The 19,360-nt window shown below is 52.2% G+C and carries 11 protein-coding genes; 4 read left to right on the top strand and 7 right to left on the bottom strand.

Features of this window, described 5'->3' with window-relative positions; genetic code table 11:
* Nucleotides 1-99: 99 nt before the first annotated feature.
* The 6 genes from AAFJ72_RS20930 to AAFJ72_RS20905 all read right to left on the bottom strand — a co-directional run bounded on the left by AAFJ72_RS20930 (nt 100) and on the right by AAFJ72_RS20905 (nt 9,684).
* On the bottom strand, nt 100-5,505 hold the full coding sequence (locus AAFJ72_RS20930) for a SpaA isopeptide-forming pilin-related protein (RefSeq protein ID WP_432775580.1): 5,406 nt from the start codon (nt 5,503-5,505) through the stop codon (nt 100-102).
* Between the two features lie 75 nt (nt 5,506-5,580).
* Nucleotides 5,581-6,186 carry a class D sortase gene (locus tag AAFJ72_RS20925; RefSeq protein WP_432775579.1) on the bottom strand — a complete coding sequence of 202 codons (606 nt, stop codon included), beginning with the start codon at nt 6,184-6,186 and terminating at the stop codon, nt 5,581-5,583.
* Nucleotides 6,187-6,553: 367 nt separating this feature from the next.
* The gene (locus AAFJ72_RS20920; protein ID WP_432775578.1) at nt 6,554-7,234 is read right to left on the bottom strand and encodes a hypothetical protein; all 681 of its coding nucleotides are present in this window, start codon (nt 7,232-7,234) and stop codon (nt 6,554-6,556) included.
* Between the two features lie 171 nt (nt 7,235-7,405).
* Nucleotides 7,406-8,056, bottom strand: coding sequence for a YHYH domain-containing protein (locus tag AAFJ72_RS20915; protein ID WP_432775577.1), 651 nt, complete (start codon nt 8,054-8,056; stop codon nt 7,406-7,408).
* 140 nt (nt 8,057-8,196) lie between these two features.
* A complete protein-coding gene (locus AAFJ72_RS20910) occupies nt 8,197-8,829 on the bottom strand; it encodes a LysE family translocator (RefSeq protein ID WP_432775576.1) in 633 nt (210 codons plus the stop codon).
* A 243-nt stretch (nt 8,830-9,072) separates the two neighbouring features.
* The gene (locus AAFJ72_RS20905; RefSeq protein WP_432775575.1) at nt 9,073-9,684 is read right to left on the bottom strand and encodes a cupin domain-containing protein; all 612 of its coding nucleotides are present in this window, start codon (nt 9,682-9,684) and stop codon (nt 9,073-9,075) included.
* A 126-nt stretch (nt 9,685-9,810) separates the two neighbouring features.
* Here AAFJ72_RS20905 and AAFJ72_RS20900 point away from each other — a divergent pair, with 126 nt between their 5' ends.
* Nucleotides 9,811-15,801, top strand: a complete 5,991-nt coding sequence (locus AAFJ72_RS20900) for an AAA family ATPase (RefSeq protein WP_432775573.1) — start codon at nt 9,811-9,813, stop codon at nt 15,799-15,801.
* Between the two features lie 64 nt (nt 15,802-15,865).
* Here the strand turns inward: AAFJ72_RS20900 and AAFJ72_RS20895 are convergent, their stop codons facing one another.
* Nucleotides 15,866-16,222 (bottom strand): response regulator, encoded by a 357-nt coding sequence (locus AAFJ72_RS20895; RefSeq protein WP_122904743.1) that lies wholly within the window; start codon nt 16,220-16,222, stop codon nt 15,866-15,868.
* 464 nt (nt 16,223-16,686) lie between these two features.
* On the opposite strand from AAFJ72_RS20895, the gene AAFJ72_RS20890 reads away from it, so the two are divergent.
* From AAFJ72_RS20890 to AAFJ72_RS20880, 3 genes are read left to right on the top strand one after another with little or no spacing between them, the layout of a single operon-like run.
* Complete coding sequence (locus AAFJ72_RS20890) at nt 16,687-17,640, top strand: ABC transporter permease (protein WP_432775571.1); 954 nt, start codon at nt 16,687-16,689, stop codon at nt 17,638-17,640.
* Nucleotides 17,637-18,578, top strand: a complete 942-nt coding sequence (locus AAFJ72_RS20885; RefSeq protein ID WP_432775569.1) for an iron chelate uptake ABC transporter family permease subunit — start codon at nt 17,637-17,639, stop codon at nt 18,576-18,578. Before AAFJ72_RS20890 ends, AAFJ72_RS20885 begins: the two co-directional genes overlap by 4 nt.
* On the top strand, nt 18,575-19,333 hold the full coding sequence (locus tag AAFJ72_RS20880; RefSeq protein ID WP_122904740.1) for an iron ABC transporter ATP-binding protein: 759 nt from the start codon (nt 18,575-18,577) through the stop codon (nt 19,331-19,333). The genes AAFJ72_RS20885 and AAFJ72_RS20880 overlap by 4 nt, the downstream gene beginning before the upstream one ends.
* The last annotated feature ends 27 nt before the right edge of the window (nt 19,334-19,360 follow it).

Below are 19,360 nucleotides of genomic sequence, written 5' to 3'. Positions count from 1 at the left end.
CGTGGTGTCTAACAATGGGGGTGCAGTTCGCTTGGCGTTTTGGCTGACAGTTGCTGTCACTGCTCGCTTGCGTCAGCCAAAACGGTCAGGTTTGCTTGGTTACACCGCTTTTTTTCTTCGGTACAGCATGATGGCAAGTCCGGTCAAAATGGAAGCCACGCCAGCAAACAGAGAGCCGGTCGGAGCTTCTTCTCCGGTTTGCGGCAGTACGTTTCCGCTTGGGAAGGCTTCGTCTGCATGATTTTGTACGCGGGCGTTATTCGCTGCGACGGATTCGTCCGGTTGGCCGGAGTTTCCGGGAGCTGTCGGTTGCCCGGCGTTGTTTGCTTTCCCATGGTTGGTTGGCTGGGCAGACGAATCAGGCTCCTCGGAAGTGCCGGACTGCCCGGAAGTGCCGGGTTGCTCGGAAGTACCGGGTTGTTCAGGAGTGCCGGGGTGTCCTGGAGTGCCGGGCTGCTCAGGGGTGCCGGGCTGTTCAGGAGTACCAGGCTTATCCGGTTTATCCGGTTTCTCGGGCTTGTCTGGTTTATCTGGCTTATCCGGCTTATCCGGTTTGTCCGGCTTATCCGGTTTGTCGGGTTTTTCCGGTTTGTCCGGATCGGGCCCAGTACCGCCGCCACCTGTTTTTTCCTCGTTTTCCGCGACAACTTCCACATGCTCACCGCGAGCTTGCCCTTCTGGAATGACGAACGCAATCGGCGTACTGTCCTTCACATAGCCAGCCGGAGCTGCCGTCTCGACAAACTGGTATTTCCCAGGATGGAGGTTCTCGACAATCAGCTCGCCGCTGTCATTGGTTGTCAGCCCTTTCAGTTCTCGTCCGTCCTTGTCCATAACGGTTTGCCCATTCTCATCTTCCAGGGTGAAAACAGCTCCCTGCAGCTTGCGGTGTGGACTGCCTGCCTTGATCTTGGTCAGCTTGACCGAGCCTGTTGGCAGCAGTTTGTTGGTCAGTGAAAGCGACAGTGTGCCTTCGTTCATCAGCTCGAACTCCAATGGAGCGGCCAGTTGGTAATCGGGCAGCGCCTTGGTTTCGACGAACTTGTACGTGCCTTGTAGCAGGTTGTTCACGCGAATTTTGCCTGCCGAATCGGTCGTCAAGCCACTGTGCACCACTTTGCCGTCTGCGTCAAGAAGATCGAAGACGACGCCGGACAAAGGCGCTTTTGTATCGTGATCGACTTTCAGCAGTTCAACGGAGCCGATGATTGGGCTGCTTGTTGCCACTTTGTTTTCCACGACCACTTCCACGTGCTTGCCGTGTACCTGATTTCGCTGAATTTCAAAAGCAATCGGCTTGCCAGCTTTTACATAGCCAGCCGGGGCTTTTGTCTCGACAAACTGGTACTTTCCAGGATTGAGGTTCTCGACGATCAGCTCGCCGTTGTCATCGGTGGTCAAGCCTTTCAGTTCCTGTCCGTCTTTGTCCTTGACGGTTTGCCCGTTCTCATCCACCAGGGTGAAAACGGCTCCTTTCAGCTTGTGATTCGGGTACCCTTCCCTGATCTTGGTCAGTTTGACCGAGCCGGGAATCAGCTTGTTGGTCAATGTAAGCGACAGCGTGCCTTCGTCGATCAGCTCAAAGGTCAGCGGGGCGGCCAGTTGATAATCGGCCAGCGCTTTTGTCTCGACAAACTGATATGTGCCGGACTTGAGGTTCTCGACACGGAGCTTGCCGTCCGTATCGGTTGTCAGGTTGCTGTGCAGCACATTGCCGTCTGCGTCAAGCAGGTCGAAGGTGACGCCCGCAAGAGGCTCCTTCGTGTAATGGTCTACTTTCACAAGCTCCACTGCGCCAACATTTTTCTCGTTTTTCATGGTGAGCTTTACGATTTCGGTCTGGTTGGCGACGATCGTGAACGGCTGCGGAGCCGGATTGAGTTTATACCCCTTCGGCGCCTTTGTCTCTACCAGCTGATAGTTGCCCGGTGGCAGATCGCCTTTGTACAGCTTCCCGTCCGCACCTGTGGTCAGTTCAGCAACGTCTTCGAATGTTCCGCTGTTGTCAAACTGGAGCAGGAAAACGGCCCCTTCCAGCAGCTTGGCCGGATTTTCGGAGTCCACCTTCACCAGTTCAAAGCCTTGCCGCAGCAGTTTGTTTTCTACGGTCAGCTCAAGCGTGTACGGAACGGTTGGATCGGCGTTGTCAGGCGCTTTCAGGATGATTTCCTTGCCGATGCGGTAGTCATCCGGGATGACGTAGCCATTTGGCGCGGACAGTTCTTTCAGCTTGTAGGTCTTGTATTTGTAGTTTTGGAAAAGCGCAACACCGTCGGCATCTGTCACGATTTTTTCCAGCAGGGTCGTCCCGGATTTGTCATACAGTCCGAACTCTGCTCCCGCCAAAGGCTGCTTGGTCTCAGCGTCTATTTTGATAACCTGGAGGTGGCCTTTACCCGGTGTGCTCGCGCCGCCCCCTGCCCCGGACAGGCTGACCTTGATGCCTTCGTTTCCGTTCTCGTCAACTCCGACAACGGTTTTTCCGGCGAACGAGGCCGCATTGTCGAGGATTTCCCCATGATCCGCATTGATAAAGGACTGGTACTCCAAAATGTAGGCTGTTCGCAACTCATTCTTGAAGGTGATGGAAAAGGTGTTGCCATTGATGTGAAGCGTGTAGTCGTCCGGGTTCAGCTCGTCGGCCTTGGACAGCCCCCCGTTGGCGGCAACGTTTGTCGCATAGAGCTTCAAGGAATCCTTGAGCAAAAGCTGATTGCCCGACAAGGTATCGGTCAAGGTAGCGCCCGCTGCAATATACGACTGACCAGGGTTGACGAGGATGGTCCAGAAAACGTACTCGGATTCTGCACCAGTCCCTTGCCGTCCCGTTTTCAGCAAATATTTTCCGCCGTATGCCGGCTTGACGACAGCTGTGCCTGTAAAGAGCGGAGGGGCAGTGAGATCGCTGTCATGCAATGTCGCATGGTTTGTGTATTCGGACAGGACAGGGAGATTTTCCAGGCTTGTCCTGTACGTAATCCGGACAGCGAAATCAATGTTGCCAAGGTGAGCTTCAAAGCCGTCATTGCCGTTTTCTGTTAGCTTCTGAAAATTGGAAAACGGGATTTCCTCGTCGACAACTTCTACACCGTTTGCGTCGCCTGTCAGCTTCAGCTTGTACACCTTCAGAGAGCCATCCACGAAGGTCTGCTCGCCACTGTAAAAATCGCGGATAATCGCATTGGCAATTTCGTGGAGGTTGTAGTTCACATCAATCGTCCAGGTGATTTCTTTCGTTTTGGCGTTGTACACGCCTGTTTTGTTTCCGTTGTTTGCGGTGTAGTGATCCGGCGTAACGGTAGCGGATTTGCTGATCGGTGTCTGCGGCGTACCGTTTTCGCTCCAGGTCAGGGTCGCCTTGTTTTTGTAAACGCTTGGACGGTCTTTGGAGGTAGGGTCAAACCTTGTTTCGTAGGTGATGACATGGCTTTTCGTCAGCTTGTTCAAAAACGTGATGGTAAAGCCTTCCGAAAAGTCGGGGTTTGCCTCTAGCCTGTAGTCCGTATCTTTTTCCAGTTCGCTGATTTTCAGGCTTTCCGGAATCAGCGTCAGCCCCTGCCCTGCGTAACTGTCCGAGATGACAGTGCCTGCATCCATCTCCCAATTGTCGTCATTGAGGCTGATGGTCCATTCAATCGTTTTCTTTTCGTAGTTCACCCGTTCTTTTTTGGCGGTTTTCCAAAAGATTACCTGATTGATGTCCCTGGGGGCTTCGGCTGTCGTGCCGTCGTGGATTTTCGCTTTGTTGCTAACCGTATAGCTGTCCTCGTGAACGCGGTTTTTGGCCTTTGTCTGGTAGGTGATCTCGTAAGCGGCGTTCACGTCTTCGCCAAATTGCAGGCGGAAGCCGTCCGGCGTCTCGCTGACACTGTAGTTTGTGAAGGCAGCGCCTGCTCTGGTCGCTTTTCCGTCGTTGTCGATGTTCATTTGATAGACGGTAAAAGAGCCGGGCACAAGCTGCTGATGGCTGGTGTCAAACTCATCCTCGATCCAGGCATTGCTTTGCGGAATTGCCTGTTCGTTGTAGTTGAACTGGATCGCCCATGTAATGGTCTGTGTGCGGGAATCGTAGTCTGGCGACGTTTTTGTCAGCGGCTTGCTGTATTTGACCGTCACGCTTGCCGAGTCTTGCAGGGCATCGGAAAGATTGCTTCCTGTGACAACGGCGTTGTTGGTGAAGGTCCGGTCTTTCGCTTCGGTCACTTTTGTCTGGTACGTGACGCGATAAGCGCTGTCAATATCGCCAAAGCTGATTTTGAATCCGTTGGCATCCGTCATTTTCTCAGGTGTGAAGGCAGTGATCTCGTCTTTTTGAATCACGGACCCGTCCAGATTCACTTCCAGGGCGAAAACTTTGATGGAAGCCATGTCGACTTCCAGCCCGGCCGGAAGCTCATCGGTAAAAAGAGCATCCTTGATCGAATGTTCACCTTGGTTAAAATCAACGGTCCAGTCGATCAGGCTTGGATTCATCCCTTTGTTGGCTTTTGCAGATTTCTCGATTTGACGGTTGTTTTTGCTTTTGAAATGCACCTGAATCGGGGCAATTCCATCGAACTTGAAGTCGATTTGCTGCTTTGTGCTCCCTTCAAGCTTCTGCTCATCAAACTGGCGCCACACATAGAAGTAGCCGTTGTCCAGCTCTTGCCCGTCGTTGATGGAATCGTTAAAGGTTAGCGTAACAAGGCCGTCTTCCGTCACTTCATACGTTCCGTAGCCGTTGTCGAGATCCCCGGTCAGGGTGCGGTCGGTCCTGAATTTGTCCGGAAGCGCGAAGGTATACGTGGCCCCTTCTGAATACGGGTGGCCTGCCGGCAGTTTCCAGGTGAACTCAATCTGCACGCGCTCCCCTTGGTCTGGTCGGATATCCTCGATGTTGTTGCCGTCTTTGTCTTTCATAACGACGCTCGTGATGAGGGTTTCGGTGATGATGTCCGCCCCGGCAGATTGGGGAGTCGGTGCGGCGGCATTATCCTCGTCTGGCGGAAGGACCGAACTGTCGTCAGGGGTTGAGCCAGAGCCATCGTCAGGGTTCGGTCCGGAGCCATCGTCAGGGGTTGAGCCAGAGCCATCGTCAGGGTTGGTGCCTGAGCCGTCGTCAGGGTTGGTGCCTGAGTCGTCGTCAGGGTTCGGCCCGGAGCCGTCGTCAGGGTTGGTGCCTGAGTCGTCGCCAGGGTTCGGCTCGGAGCCGTCGTCAGGGTTGGTGCCTGAGTCGTCGCCAGGGTTCGGCTCGGAGCCGTCGTCAGGGTTGGTGCCTGAGTCGTCGCCAGGGTTCGGCCCGGAGTCGTCGTCAGGGTTGGTGCCTGAGTCATCACCCGTGCTCGCCCCGGAGCCATCATCGCCCGGTGTCGCTCCCGAATCATTGTCCGTAGTTCCGCCTCCTTCCTCATCCCCTGCAAATGCAACTTGCCCGGCTGCTTCCGCGTGGGCTGTCGATACGAATCCGAAGAAACTTTGGACAATGAGAAAGAAGGCTACAACAACGATCCAAGATTTCCTTCGCATAAGTTCCTCCTGTCATTTTCAAAGCACTGTCAGTAGAGAAAACCAATGCTGTATGGTGTTGATTGCTGTAAAAACTCAGCTTTTGGATGACAGCCTTGCTTGTACGATCAACCGCTTTGTCGGATTTTTCGCTCCGACAGGCGTGCATGTGACCAGGGTGAGCAAAGGCTCCCGCTGATCGGCAAGCACCTCTACTTGGTTGCGGTCAACGACAAACGTATCCATGACGATAAATTCATAGTTGGCTGTTTTGGTCTGAATCTCGATGGCATCGTTTGGCACCAGTTCATCTAGCCGATTGAACTGTTTGCCGCGAGTCGCGCCACGGTGCCCTGCCAGCCCGACGTTGTTTTTCCCGAATTCCTTTTCCGGCTCGATCATGCCTGCGCCTTTGCTCAAGACCGCTTCATTTGCGCCTGCAAAAATCATCATTTCCAGATCGATTTTCGGAATCCGGATCACGCCTATGGCCCCTTCCAGCATGGTCGTGGGCACAGCGGTTTGGGCCGTGTGCGTCTGCGCAGCTTTTTCTGTTGCCAAATACTCGTTTTCGCTTGCCAACAGCTCGAATGCGTCAATAAGCTGTTGCTGCTTCTGCTCGTACACTTTCTTTTCCCACTGTGGGTAAAAAAGAAAGGCCAAGCCTGCGAGGATAAAACCAATGCCAAAGAGCAGGCGCACATGTCTATCCCCTTTCGTTACGGATTGCTTGCGTCATTCCCCCCTCTTCCCTTCTATTTACATGTGCCTGTTTCAGGCCAGGCATCTTTTTGAACAAGGCTGTCAGAGCAGCGGATATGAGCTGCCCTTTTTACGTGAACAAGGTAAGTCGGAAAAGAATGCCTGAAACCATAGTAATTTTTCGACCTATACAAATTCTCAACACGGACTGTTTTTTTACGGAGCGGACAGGCTGGGCACAACAAAAAGATACTGTCCAATAAATCCCTAAAATAAAAAATGGGCGAAAAACCGATAAGGTTTCCGTCCATTTTTTGGCTCCCTAGTCTCTTTAAGTTGAAGGCAGTCAGGCGGCTGCTAGCCACCATCAGTAGATTGTGGGCCAAAGCCACAATTCCAAACTCTGCGTGAACCTTATCCAGCCCACGCTTTCACTCTCCAACGCAAATCCGCTTGATGCACTCGTTTTCTTGGCGAGAATCTGACTTTGTGCCTGGATGACAACTCGCTTTGGCGTGTAAAGCGAAATCTCTTCCTTTGCGTTCAGGGTCAGCTTTTTATGGCTGGCCAGCCGCTTGAGCAGCTCCCAGTCCGTCTCATCGTACTGGATGATCGGCTCGCCGATCTGGATACCTTCTCCGATGCTTACATTCACGTTGTAGCCGGGATACGTCTTGATGATTTCCTGTACCAGCTTAGGATAGGTCATGCCTGCCTGCTGAAAGGAGCGGCGTTTATTCGTTACATCGAGTTGGAAGCTTCCGGACTGCCCTTCCAGTTCAATCGCGTAAACGCCTTGCCGATGCGCGATCTGAACAGAAGTCACGACTCCCTTGAAAATTGTCGTTTCGCTTTCGCCATCCGTGTCATACAGGCGTATTTCATCGTCGGAGGCGGCTTGCAGCACGGCATTTACCGTTTCGCTGTCGTCCACGATGCCCCGCAGGTACAGCTGGGCGTGTTCGTTCGGTTTCCACTCCATTCGTACATCTTCGATTCGTTTGATCCGGTAAGGAGCTGTTACCCGGATCCGTTCATACCCTGTCACCCCTCATTTGCCTCCGTTTGGATCTAGCAGCTGGGCATGAAAAGCGTCCAAAAAGGGCAATTCCGCTAACGTTTCTGACAGACAAAAGGGGCGTCTCGAAGTCCAAAAATCGACTTTGGAGACAGCCCCTGCTGTATGCATTTTGAAAATTTGTAAGCAACCCGTTGACGGTCAGTAAGCGACGTTTTTTGAGACAAAGCCGACGAGCACATTGCCTTGGGCGTCCTGGGTGGAGCCGTAATACCAGTCGCCGTGCTGGCCGACGACCTGAACAAGCGCATGTTGTACGGCATAGCCTCTGCCGCGGCTATCAGCAGAAGGCGTAGCGAAGAAGTAGCCTTTTTCTGCATGAATGCTGACCGTTTTCGGAGTGATGGGGGTATAGCTGGTGATGACTTTTTTGGAGACGAAGCCTTGTCCGATTGTAACAAATTCCGGGTGAGTGCCGGAGTCGGCCAGCTCAAAGCCATACCAGAGCGTTGTGGTCACAGGCGAGTCCGCAGAGGGAGCGGCAAAAACATTTGCTTGTTCTACCGCTACAATGACTTTGGGTGCGACTGGTTTCGGCTGTACTGGCTTGGCTGCTGGCGGCTTGGATGTGGCAGGCTTCGCCTGGCTGCTGCCGGAAGAACGGCCGCCCGAAGAGTTGCTCGCTTTGTTGTGGTAGTGGTACTCGCCGTACTTCAAGCCCCATTTTTCACAATTCGTTCTGCAAGTGTGCCCGCCGTTTGCATCCGTTCGGCCGGGGTGCGCCTCCAGTGACTGAAGAGGAAAGAAAACAACGGCCAAAATGAGAGCGAACAGAAAAGCAGTTTTTTTCATGGCAACCCTCCAAAAGTATTATTTTGGATATTATACCAATATTCCGGCTGTTTGGACGAGCACAGACACAAAAAAACCGGGTACTCTGCCTACCCGGTTGGTGTAAGATTCGAAATGGATTTTGCCAATGACGGCAGTGGTCAAGGAGTAGCTTTGGCCCGCAGCAGGTTCAACCCCATCCCGATAAAGACGATCCCGGTCAATTTGTTCAGGATGGAAGAAAAATGCGGATTGCTGCGCAGCTTTTGGGTGACGAACGAAGCAAACAGGGCGATCAGGCTGCACCAGATTCCGCTTGTCAGCGTGAATGTCAGGCCCAGCAGGAGAAAAGGCAGCGGACCCGTATAGGTTGCGTCGACGAATTGCGGCAAAAACGCGACGAAAAACAACGCTACCTTCGGATTGGTGACGCTCGTAACAATCGCTTGCCCGTACACCTTGCCTGCTTTCCGGCCAGGCGAGGTCTTGGAGTCGAACGACAGTGCTTGCTTGGTCATGAACATGCGCACGCCCAGGTAGACGAGATAGACGACACCGAGAATTTTGACGATGTTGAAAAGCACGACCGATTGGGCCAGGATGAGCGACAGGCCAAAAGCAGCCAGCACGGTGTGAATGACCGAGCCTGTCAGGATGCCGAGAACAGAGAGGATGCCAGCTTGGCGCCCCTGCGCAATACTGCGGCTGATAATGTACATCGTGTCGGTTCCGGGAATCATGTTAAGCATGATCGCTGTTAGGACAAACGCTTCGTAATGAACAATGCCAAACATCTCTCTCCACACTCCATTCAACTCGAACTAAGGGGAAATTATAAAAGATTCAGACAGTCATTTCAATGCACAATTCCCCCCTGGAAAATGGAAAGATTGGAACCGGATTTAGTGATTTGCTATGATGGAGGTATCTGTCAAAAATGTGCAGGGACAAATCCAATCACGGAACGGGTAGCGCTCGATTGAGCTGGAATGTGTGAAAAGAATCAGCATTTGCAGACACCCTGCTGGATTGGACGGTCAGGGTGTTTTTTGCAGCGATTCCGGGGGGAGAGCTTCTTTGGTGACGGAGCCTTTGTAGTATTTTTCCAGGGACTTGTCTGAGCCTGTCCAATGGGCCAGTTTGGCCAGCACACCAAAAAATGCCTTTTGCAGAAAGATTGGCAGGTAGGGAACGTAGAACTGTCCCATTTTGAACAGCGTGCCCAATAGCAAAATGTTTTTTGGCACGTACTGCTTCAAAAACGGCATGTAAAAACTTCGGCCGTCCGTATCCAGGCCGTAACTGCAGCGGACGAACGACTCGAAAGTGCCGGCAGGACGGATCTCGGCTGTGAAGCTGATAAACTCACTGGAAGGGTTGTAAAAACTGTGAACCTTGTGGAGAGGAATGTCCAGTTTCTCACCTGGTTTCAGGATGATTTTTTTTCCGTCAATCTTTACCTCCAAATTTCCGCTAATGCCTTCAAAGGTTTCTACAAGTTCGGTATGATAATGTAGAAAAATTCCATTGTCCGGTGGCAGATCTGTTCGGAAAAGCAAATACTCCCCATTGGTTTCCTCCGTCGTCTTCAGAAAGGTAACGGTTTCTTTCGTGTACGGGTTGCTTACACTTCGACTCAAATTTGCCATAGACATACCTCCCTAAGTATTAGTGGAAGAAAGTATTATATGACAGAATATATACTCAATATAGATTATTTGTCCTAAAGCAACAATACTAATCATAGGATGTTCAGCCTAGATGGAGTGGATAGTATGAGCGGCATGATCGTGATTCCGGGATACAGAGTGACAGAGTTTCTCTCAACACATTCAAATATGGGATTTTACCGCGGGTTTCGGAACAGTGACAACCTGCCTGTCATCATCAAAAAGCCGCATGAAGGTTCCAGGCACAAAGAGTTGCTTTGGAGACTGAAGCACGAGTACCGCATTTTGCAATCTCTCGATTCAAATGCCGTGGAAACTGCTGTCGAGCTGATCGATCACAACCGGGAACCGGCGCTCATTACGGAAGATTTCGGGGGAGTGCCGCTCTCCCTGCTCTGCAAAATGAAAGAGTTGTCGCTAGAAGAGATCCTGACTATTGCGATTCGTATCGCCTCGTGCATTGAGGACATTCATCAACAGCGCATTATCCATAAAGACATCAATCCGGCCCATATCCTGGTGCACCCGGAGACGTATGAGGTCAAGCTGATTAGCTTCGGCCTGGCAACCCGCAGATACCAGGAGCATCAGGGCGTGCTGAATCCGAAGGAGTGGAGAGGCAACCTGCGCTACGTGTCGCCTGAGCAGACGGGAAGAATGAATCGGACGGTCGACTACCGGACGGATATTTACTCGTTTGGCGTGACGATATACGAGATGCTGACAGGAAAGCCGCCTTTTCTGACCTCAGACATGCTTGAACTGGTACATGCCCACATGGCCCGAAAGCCGATTGCTCCTGCCCAGGTAAAGCCATCTGTTCCGCAAGTGTTGTCGGACATCGTGATGAAGTGTCTGTCCAAAAATACCGAAGACCGCTATTTCAGCATGGCTGGTCTGGTGGCTGACTTGCAGTTGTGCCTGGAGCAGCTTGTAAACAATGAAACCATCGGCCATTTTCCGCTGGCACAGCATGATCGCGCGGATCGTCTGCACATTCCGGAAAAGCTGTACGGGCGCGAACAGGAAATCCAGATGCTGATCGACGCGTTTGAAGAGGTGTCAAATGGCGCGGCGCGGATGGTCATGCTGAGCGGCAGTGCTGGTGTGGGCAAGTCCGCCCTCGTGTTTGAGGCGCAAAAAGTTTTCCTGAAGGGCAGAGGGCGCTTCATATCCGGCAAGTTCGATCAATACCGCCAAGGCGTGCCGTACTCCGCCGTCATTCAAGTCTTTCAGGATCTGATAAAACAGCTTTTGGCCGGAAATGAAAAGGAGCTTGCAGCGTGGCGGGAAACGATTCTCGAAGCGATGCAAGGGCTTGGGCAAGTTATCGTGGATGTCATTCCGCAGCTTGTGGCTGTGATCGGGGAACAGCCGCCTGTGCCGGAGTTGCCCGCAGCAGAGGCCAAGAACCGTTTTCAACTGGTCATGCAACGATTTATTCGCATCTGGGCAACACCTGAGCATCCGCTGGTCCTGTTTTTCGATGACCTGCAATGGGCGGATTCGTCCTCCCTGTCTCTCATCCGCGAGCTTGTGGCCGAGTTGCCGCTCAGCCATTTTCTGCTCGTGTGCGCCTACCGGGAGCAGGATGGAGGAGAGAACAATTCGTTGATCGCCAATTTGACGGAAGCGGGAGTCAAAAGCAGAATGCTGCGCCAAATCACGCTGTTGCCGCTGCGGCTCACACAGATCAACGCGTTGCTCTCCGATGCGTTGCATGCCGATCCTGCCGTCACGAAGCCGCTGGCGATGATTTTAATGCGGAAAACGGCCGGAAACCCGTTCTACTCCAGACAGTTTATCAAGTCGTTGTACGATCAGGGACTGTTGCGGTACGTCCCGGAGGAACGCGGCTGGCAATGGGATCTGGCTGAGATTGAAAAGCTCAGCACGACAGAGAACGTCGCTGATTTTCTCGTGGAAAAAGTAAGACGTCTGCCTGGCGTGACGCAGAAACTGCTGGCGTATGCGGCGTGTCTCGGAAGCTCTTTTAATCTGGACATGCTGGCAAAAACGCAAAAGCGAAGTGATGCCGAAGCAATCCGGGATATTTTCCCTGCCATGGAGGAAGGGTTGCTCTATCCGCTGGAGGGCGCCGAGTATTTGGCTTTTGCAGCCGTCGAGGAAGAAGAAAACCTCAATCTCTCACAGGTCACGATCCAGCTCAGCTTTGTTCACGACCGGATTCAGCAGGCGGCGTACTCCTTGCTGTCGGAAGAGGAACAGAAAGAGGCGCACGTGACAATCGGAAGAATGATGTGGGACATGTCCCGTTCGTTTGAATCGGCGCTGCTGTTTGAAATATGCGAGCACATGTATCGCGGTGCGGACATGATTGACGATGTGGCGGAAAGAATCCAGGTTGCCCACTGCCATCTGCTCGCCGGGCAAAAAGCGATGGCCGCGACGGCCTTCGATGCGGCGCTGCAGTATTTTCGGCGAGGGGCGATGTTTATCGGAGACGCGGCGTGGGAGCAGCATCATCAACTGGCGATGGAGCTGTACACGCTCTATGCGGAGTCTGCTTATTTGTGCAACCGGATGGAGGATGCGAATCGCCTGTTTGACCTTACCCTTGCGCACGCCAGGACGAATCGTGAGCGTGTGCGGATTCTGGAGCTGCAAATCCACATGTACACCCGCCTGGCCGAATTTTCGCGGGTGATGGAAATTGCGAGCGAAGCATTGGGACTGCTGGGTGTGCCCATCCCTCACAAGCCAGGGAAGCTGGATATTATCAAGGAAATGTTGCAGATCAAGCGGCGGCTGAGAGGGCGCAAAATTGACGAGCTGCTGTATTTGCCGGACATCTCCAATGAGAACTACCAACTGGCTATGAGCATCATCAGCAATGCAGGGCCGTCCTCGTACTACGTCAATCCGAACTGGTTTGCGCTGACGATCCTGCGCGTGCTGCATTTGTCGCTCGTGCACGGCAATGCAGCGGCGTCTGCCAACGGATATACCGGTTACGGGATTGTGCTTGGCTCGAAATTTGGAAAATACAGGGAAGCATATGAGTTCGGGCAGCTGGCATGCCGGGTGGCTGATGGCTTTGCGGACCCGATTGCCCTGACGAAAGCGTACGGTGCGTTTGCCCTGCTCATCAATCACTGGTGCGAGCATGCGCGGACAAACATCCCGCTGATGAAAAAAGCGATCCAGCATGGGATGGAAGGCGGAGGAAACATTTACACTGCCTACAATGCCCACGGCTTGCTGGAAGCCATGCTCTACTGCGGGCTGCCGCTGGAAGAGCTGGAGCAGCAAATCAGGGAGTACGCCGGCTTGATTTCCCAGATGAAGGTGGTCGATCACGACGATCGGCTTCTGTTGCTGCGGCAAGCCTTGCATACGTTTACAAACTGGACGGAGGGCGAACAGACAGCGTTTTGCCGGGATGGCTTTGATGAAGCGCAATACGTGAGCAGCCTGCAAAAAGAAGGCACCAGCTACAAGCGGTACATGTACCACTTCTACAAGTCGCTGTCCCATCTTGTGTACGGCCATTACGAGAAAGCCGCACAACTGTTGAGCGAGGCAGAACAATGGATAGAGTCGGTCAGCGGACAGGTGCTGGTCAGCCAGCATGTTTTCATGCACACCCTGTCGTTGACGAAGCTGTATGAGAACGTCAATCGCCGAGAGCAGCTGCGTTACGCGAAAAAAATCAAGGCGCATTTGAAAAAAATGAAGACCTGGGCCAGCAGCTGTCCGGAAAACTTCCAGCACAAATACTTGCTGATGAGTGCCGAATGGAACCGTGTGAACGGCAAGCGGCAAATAGCTGGAGAACTGTACGATGAGGCGCTGCAGTTGGCGAAAAAGGACGGATTTTTGCAAAACGAGGCGCTGGCGAGCGAGCTGGCTGCTCATCACTATTTGGCATTGGGGCTGGAGACTATCGCCAGGGCGTACATGACGGAAGCGTATGAGTCGTACTTGCAGTGGGGGGCTTTGGCTAAGGCGAGAGAGATGGAAGAGCGCTACCCGCACCTTGTGCAGCGGGGAAGAGGGATGGAAGCATCGGCTGAGCTTGCGGCGACAGACCAGTCTGCTGATCTGGTCGACCTGATGAGCGTCATCAAGGCATCGCAAACGATGGCGAGCGAGATCAGGCTGGAACAGCTGCTCGCGACCATGCTGCGCACGGTCATGAGCAATGCGGGAGCGGAAAAAGGCATCCTGATTTTGAAAAACGAAAGCGAATGGCTCATCGAGGCTGCCGGGTCCGTCGATCTGGACGTGGAAATCATGCAATCTGTCCCGTACGAGCACAGCGGGATGCTCTCAGTCGCGGTGGTCAACTACACGATCCGCACAGAAGAAATGCTGGTGCTGCACAACGCTTCGGTAGAAGGAGTCTTTTTCCGGGACCCGTACATCACGAAAAACAGGCCGAAGTCGATTTTGTGTTCGCCACTTTGGCAGCAGGGCAAAATGATCGGCGTCATCTACCTGGAAAACAACGAAACGACACACGTTTTCAACGAAAAACGTTCAGAGCCGCTGCGACTCATTTTCTCGCAAATGGCGATCTTTATTGAAAATGCCCGGCTGTATCATCAATTGGAGCAGTGGAACCAGTCGCTGGAGATGATCGTCGCCGAACGAACGAGGGAGATTCAATCGCTTTTGCAGGCGAACAAAAATTTGCTGAACAACGCAGGCCAAGGCTTCCTGTCGTTCTCCAAAAATCTGCTGGTCCATTCCGAATACAGCCGCGAATGCTTGCGGATGTTCGGCAGAGAGCTGGCCGGCGAATCGGTGGCAAGTCTTTTGTACCCGAACCGTCCGGACAAGCAAGTGTTTGTCGAGTCTCTTCTGGAAAAGTATTTTGAGACGAAGGATCAGGGGCAAAAAGAGCTTTATTTGAGCCTCTTCCCTACGGAAATCTGCATCAACCAGTTGCCGTTGAAGCTGGAGTGCAAGCCTATCCAAGGGGATCGGCGCGATTCGCCAGAGGGCCTGATGCTGATTTTGACCGATATGAGCGAGCAAAGAGCGCTGGAGTGCAAAATGGAGCAGGAGTGGCAGAAGCTGAACATGATTGTGACCGTGGCGACCAGCCTGCCTCTTTTCCAAAAAGCATATCGTTCCTTCACTTCCTTCTTTGCGGGAGGCTGGAAAACGCTGTTTGGCACGGGCACGGACCTGTCTGACAGCCTGCTCAAGCTGGCGGAACAAATCCATCAATTCAAAGGGGATTTTAGCCAATTCCATATGATCCACACTCCCCAAAAGCTGCACGATTTGGAAACGTGGCTGATGGATCGGGACCTGCAGCAGGAGTGGCTCACAGACGGGGATTTCCAGAGCCAGCTGCCAGTCGCACAAGTCCAGGCTGCCATGCAGCAAGACCTGGAGATCATCCGCAACAAGTTGGGGAACAGCTTTTTGGAGAATGGCGACGGAGAGATGACGATTGCCAGGGACAGGTGGGAGCGTTTTGTAGAAAAGGTGAGCGGCTTGTTGCCTGACAGCTCTGCCGCCCGGCTCGACCAATGCATTCGCGAGCTGCACCAGCGTCCGATCAAGGAAATGATGGTGCGCTATCAGGAGTATGTCGAAGAGCTTGCCCAGCGTCTGCACAAAACGATCCATCCGCTTCAGTTGGAAGCAGAGGAGATTTTGGTCGACCCTGAGCGCTTTGAGCCGTTTGTAGGCAGCCTGCTGCATGTTTTCTCCAATGCAATCGTCCACGCCATAGAGCCGGAAAGCGAACGGCTGGCGCAGGGCAAAGAAAGCAGGGGGACCATCCACTGTCGGATTTGGCAGGAGGAGGCCGCGCTTTTGATCGCCATCGAAGATGACGGACGAGGGATCGATTTCGACAAGCTCAAGCAGCAAGCGATTGAACAGGGCTGGCGGCCGGAGAGCAGCGACGAAGAGGAAGCTGGCTTCCTGTTTTACGGGCAGGTCAGTATCAAGGAAGAAGCCGACATCTATTCAGGCAGAGGCTTGGGACTGCCGATTGTCAAACATGAGTTGGAAAAATTGCAGGGGACTGTAAGCGTAGTCTCCCGGACCGGACAAGGCAGCCGCTTTCTTTTCCGGATTCCGCTGGAAGACAGGCTTCTGCAACCCATATAGCAGCAATGAAAAAACTGAGGCGCGAGCATGCCCTCAGTTTTTTTTGTGCGCTGCGGCTGACTGTTCAGAGAGCGTTTTGAATAGAATCCAAAAGACGCTCTTCATCAATCGGCTTCGTGATATAGTGACGCGCTCCCGCATTGATTGCTTCAAAGACCAAATGCTTTAAACCGTAGGTGCTAATCATGATGATATAGGCATTGGGGAATTCGCTGATAATTTTTTTGACCGTGTCGATACCGTTCATGCCAGGCATGTTGATATCCATCATGACTACATCAGGTTGGTGAGTCTTGTATTGCTGATACGCGTCTAGTCCGTTCGCCGCTTCTGCAATGACTTGATGGCCAGCCCGTTGAAGGATGATTCTTATGTATTCTCGGACAACAATCGAGTCATCTGCGATAAGTATGCGAGCCATAAAACCTCCTGTGTGTCGAAGCGGTGTAAAAGTGTTTTGCAGTGTTGTGGTTCTGCCTACTTTAACCATACATGTTTAGGAAAATAGTCGCAATCCCATTATTGGAAAATTTGAGCGATCGTTAACAAGAACGTCACAAATCAGTCAACAGTGATTCCTTGACGGCACGAATGACCCGTGAAAGCCAATGGGTAGCCGAAATACATTCTTCCCTGATCGATATGGTCAAAAGCGCGGGCATTGTTTCAAAGAATATTAGACGGAAAATTCGAACTTTTGTCAATCCGGAGAAATTTAGCCGACTAATGAAAAAATACTTTCATCCGCGATCAAGACGTGCTACTATAGCAAAGGAGCTGCAAATGAGAATGAATCTCTTTATTATTGAGAATGAATTGCTTTCTCATTTGCAAAAATAAATGCAACGCACCATTCACGTGAACAAAGAGAAGAGTAGGGAAGCGATGAAAAAAAGATATTTGGTTGTGGCGCTGATTCTGCTATCAATGGTATCCCTGTTTATCGGCGTGAAGGACATTTCACCTCTGGAGCTGTTCAATCTCAGCGACGACAAGGTACAGGTGATGTGGATCAGCAGGATTCCCCGTTTGGTTAGCATCATCATCGCCGGTGTCAGCATGAGCGTGGTCGGTCTTATCATGCAGCAGCTGACCCGCAATAAATTCGTCTCGCCTACGACAGCGGGGACCGAAGACTCTGTCCGCTTCGGGATTCTCATCTCGATGCTCGTGTTTGTCGACGCTTCTGTATGGGTGAGGCTGCTCGTGGCATTCGTTTTCGCCTTGCTTGGAACGTTTGTCTTCATGAAGATTCTCGACAGAGTGAAGTACAAGGACTCGATCTTCATTCCGCTGGTCGGGTTGATGTTCGGCAATATCGTCGGCTCGATCACGACGTTTTTCGCCTACAAACACGACCTGATCCAAAACATGTCGTCCTGGCTGCACGGTGATTTTTCCTCCATCATGAGGGGAAACTATGAGCTTTTATACATAAGCATTCCGTTGGTAGTCATTGCGTACCTGTTTGCCAACAAATTTACAATCGCAGGGATGGGCGAGGAATTTGCCATCAACCTCGGGCTGAATTACAAGCAAGTCGTCAATATCGGCCTGGCGATTGTCGCGATGGTTTCGTCCGTCGTCATCCTCACAGTGGGTACGATCCCGTTTTTGGGGCTTATTATTCCCAATATTGTGACGCTTTATCTGGGTGACAATTTGAAAAAAAGCTTGGCCCATACCGCCTTGCTCGGTGCGGTGTTTGTCCTCTGCTGTGATATTTTGGGACGCCTCATCATCTTCCCGTACGAGATTTCGATTGGTTTGATGGTCGGGGTCGTGGGCAGCGGTATATTCGTGTACTTACTCATGAGAAGAAAGGCATATGAACGATGAAAGCTAAGATTGGTGTCATGGCGATAGTCGCCGTTGCTTTGATAGCCATTTTCATGCTGATTGACGCTGGAGGCAACTGGGATTACGTGCTTCCCCGGCGGGCGAAGAAAATTCTCGCCATCATCCTGACCGGGTGCATCATCGCCTTCTCGACGATGGTCTTCCAGACGATTACCAACAACCGCATTTTGACGCCCAGCATCATCGGCCTTGATTCCCTGTACATGTTCATTCAGACGTTCGTCATTTTCGTGTTTGGCTCTACTCACTTGACGATCATGAACAAAAATGTCAACTTTCTCATCTCGACAGGCTTGATGATTCTGTTTGCCGGGGTGCTGTACAAATTCCTGTTCAGGCGGGAAGGGCAAAACATCTACTTTCTGCTGTTGATCGGCTTGATCTTCGGCACGCTGTTCGGCAGCCTGTCGACGTTCATGCAGGTGCTGATCGACCCGAATGAATTTCAGGTGGTCCAGGATAAAATGTTCGCCAGCTTCAACAACGTGAACACAGACCTGCTCATTCTCAGCTTTGTGCTGGTGATTGGAATCGGAATTTACTTCTGGCGCTACATCAAATACCTGGATGTACTGTCGCTGGGACGCGATCAGGCGATCAACCTGGGGATTCCTTACGATTTTGTCGTCAAACGTTTCCTGATCGTGATTGCGATTCTGGTGTCGATTGCGACCGCACTGGTTGGGCCGATCACCTTCCTTGGGCTTTTGGTGGCGAACCTGGCTCATCAGTTCATGAAGACGTATCAGCACAAGTTTTTGCTGGCAGGCTCGGCGCTAATCAGCGTCGTGGCGCTGGTAGGCGGTCTTTTGATCGTAGAGCGCGTGTTTACGTTCTCGACGACGCTCAGTGTGATCGTCAACTTTATCGGTGGGGTTTACTTCATCTATCTTCTGTTAAAGGAGAATAAAGCGTGATAGAAGTCCGGAACGTCTCAAAACAGTATGGGAACAAAAACGTCGTGGAAAACGTCTCGGTGAAGATTGCCAAAGGAAAAATCACGTCTTTTATCGGGCCGAACGGGGCCGGAAAAAGTACGCTTCTGTCCATGATTAGCCGTCTGTTGACGAAGGATCAGGGCGAGGTATTGATTGAGGGCCAGGAGATCGGACAGTACAAAAGCAACGATCTGGCCAAAAAGATCTCGATTCTCAAGCAGTCCAACCACATTACCGTTCGCCTGACGATTCGCGAGCTGGTCAGCTTCGGGCGCTTCCCGTACTCGCAAGGCAATCTGACCAAAGAAGACTGGAAGTATGTAGACGAAGCGATCCGTTACCTGGAATTGACGGACATTCAGCACAAATACCTCGACCAGTTGAGCGGCGGGCAGCGGCAACGGGCGTACATTGCCATGGTTGTCGCGCAAAACACGGAGTATGTGCTCCTCGATGAGCCGCTGAACAACCTGGACATGAAGCATTCCGTCCAGATCATGAAGGTGCTGCGCCGCCTCGTCGACGAGATGGGCAAGACGGTCGTGATCGTCATTCACGACATCAACTTTGCTTCCTGCTACTCGGACTATATCGTGGCGCTCAAGGATGGCAAGGTCGTGAAGGAAGGCACTACCGACGAGATCATCGACCCGCAAATCCTGAAGGATGTATACGATATGGACATTCACATTGAAGACATCGAGCAAAACAAAATATGCGTGTACTTCGCGTAATGCTTTTCTTCCCTTTCGATAAAATTA

The organism is Brevibacillus gelatini (assembly GCF_050920745.1).
In the GTDB taxonomy this organism is placed as follows: domain Bacteria; phylum Bacillota; class Bacilli; order Brevibacillales; family Brevibacillaceae; genus Brevibacillus; species Brevibacillus gelatini.
This window is presented reverse-complemented; position numbering and strand designations above follow the sequence as displayed.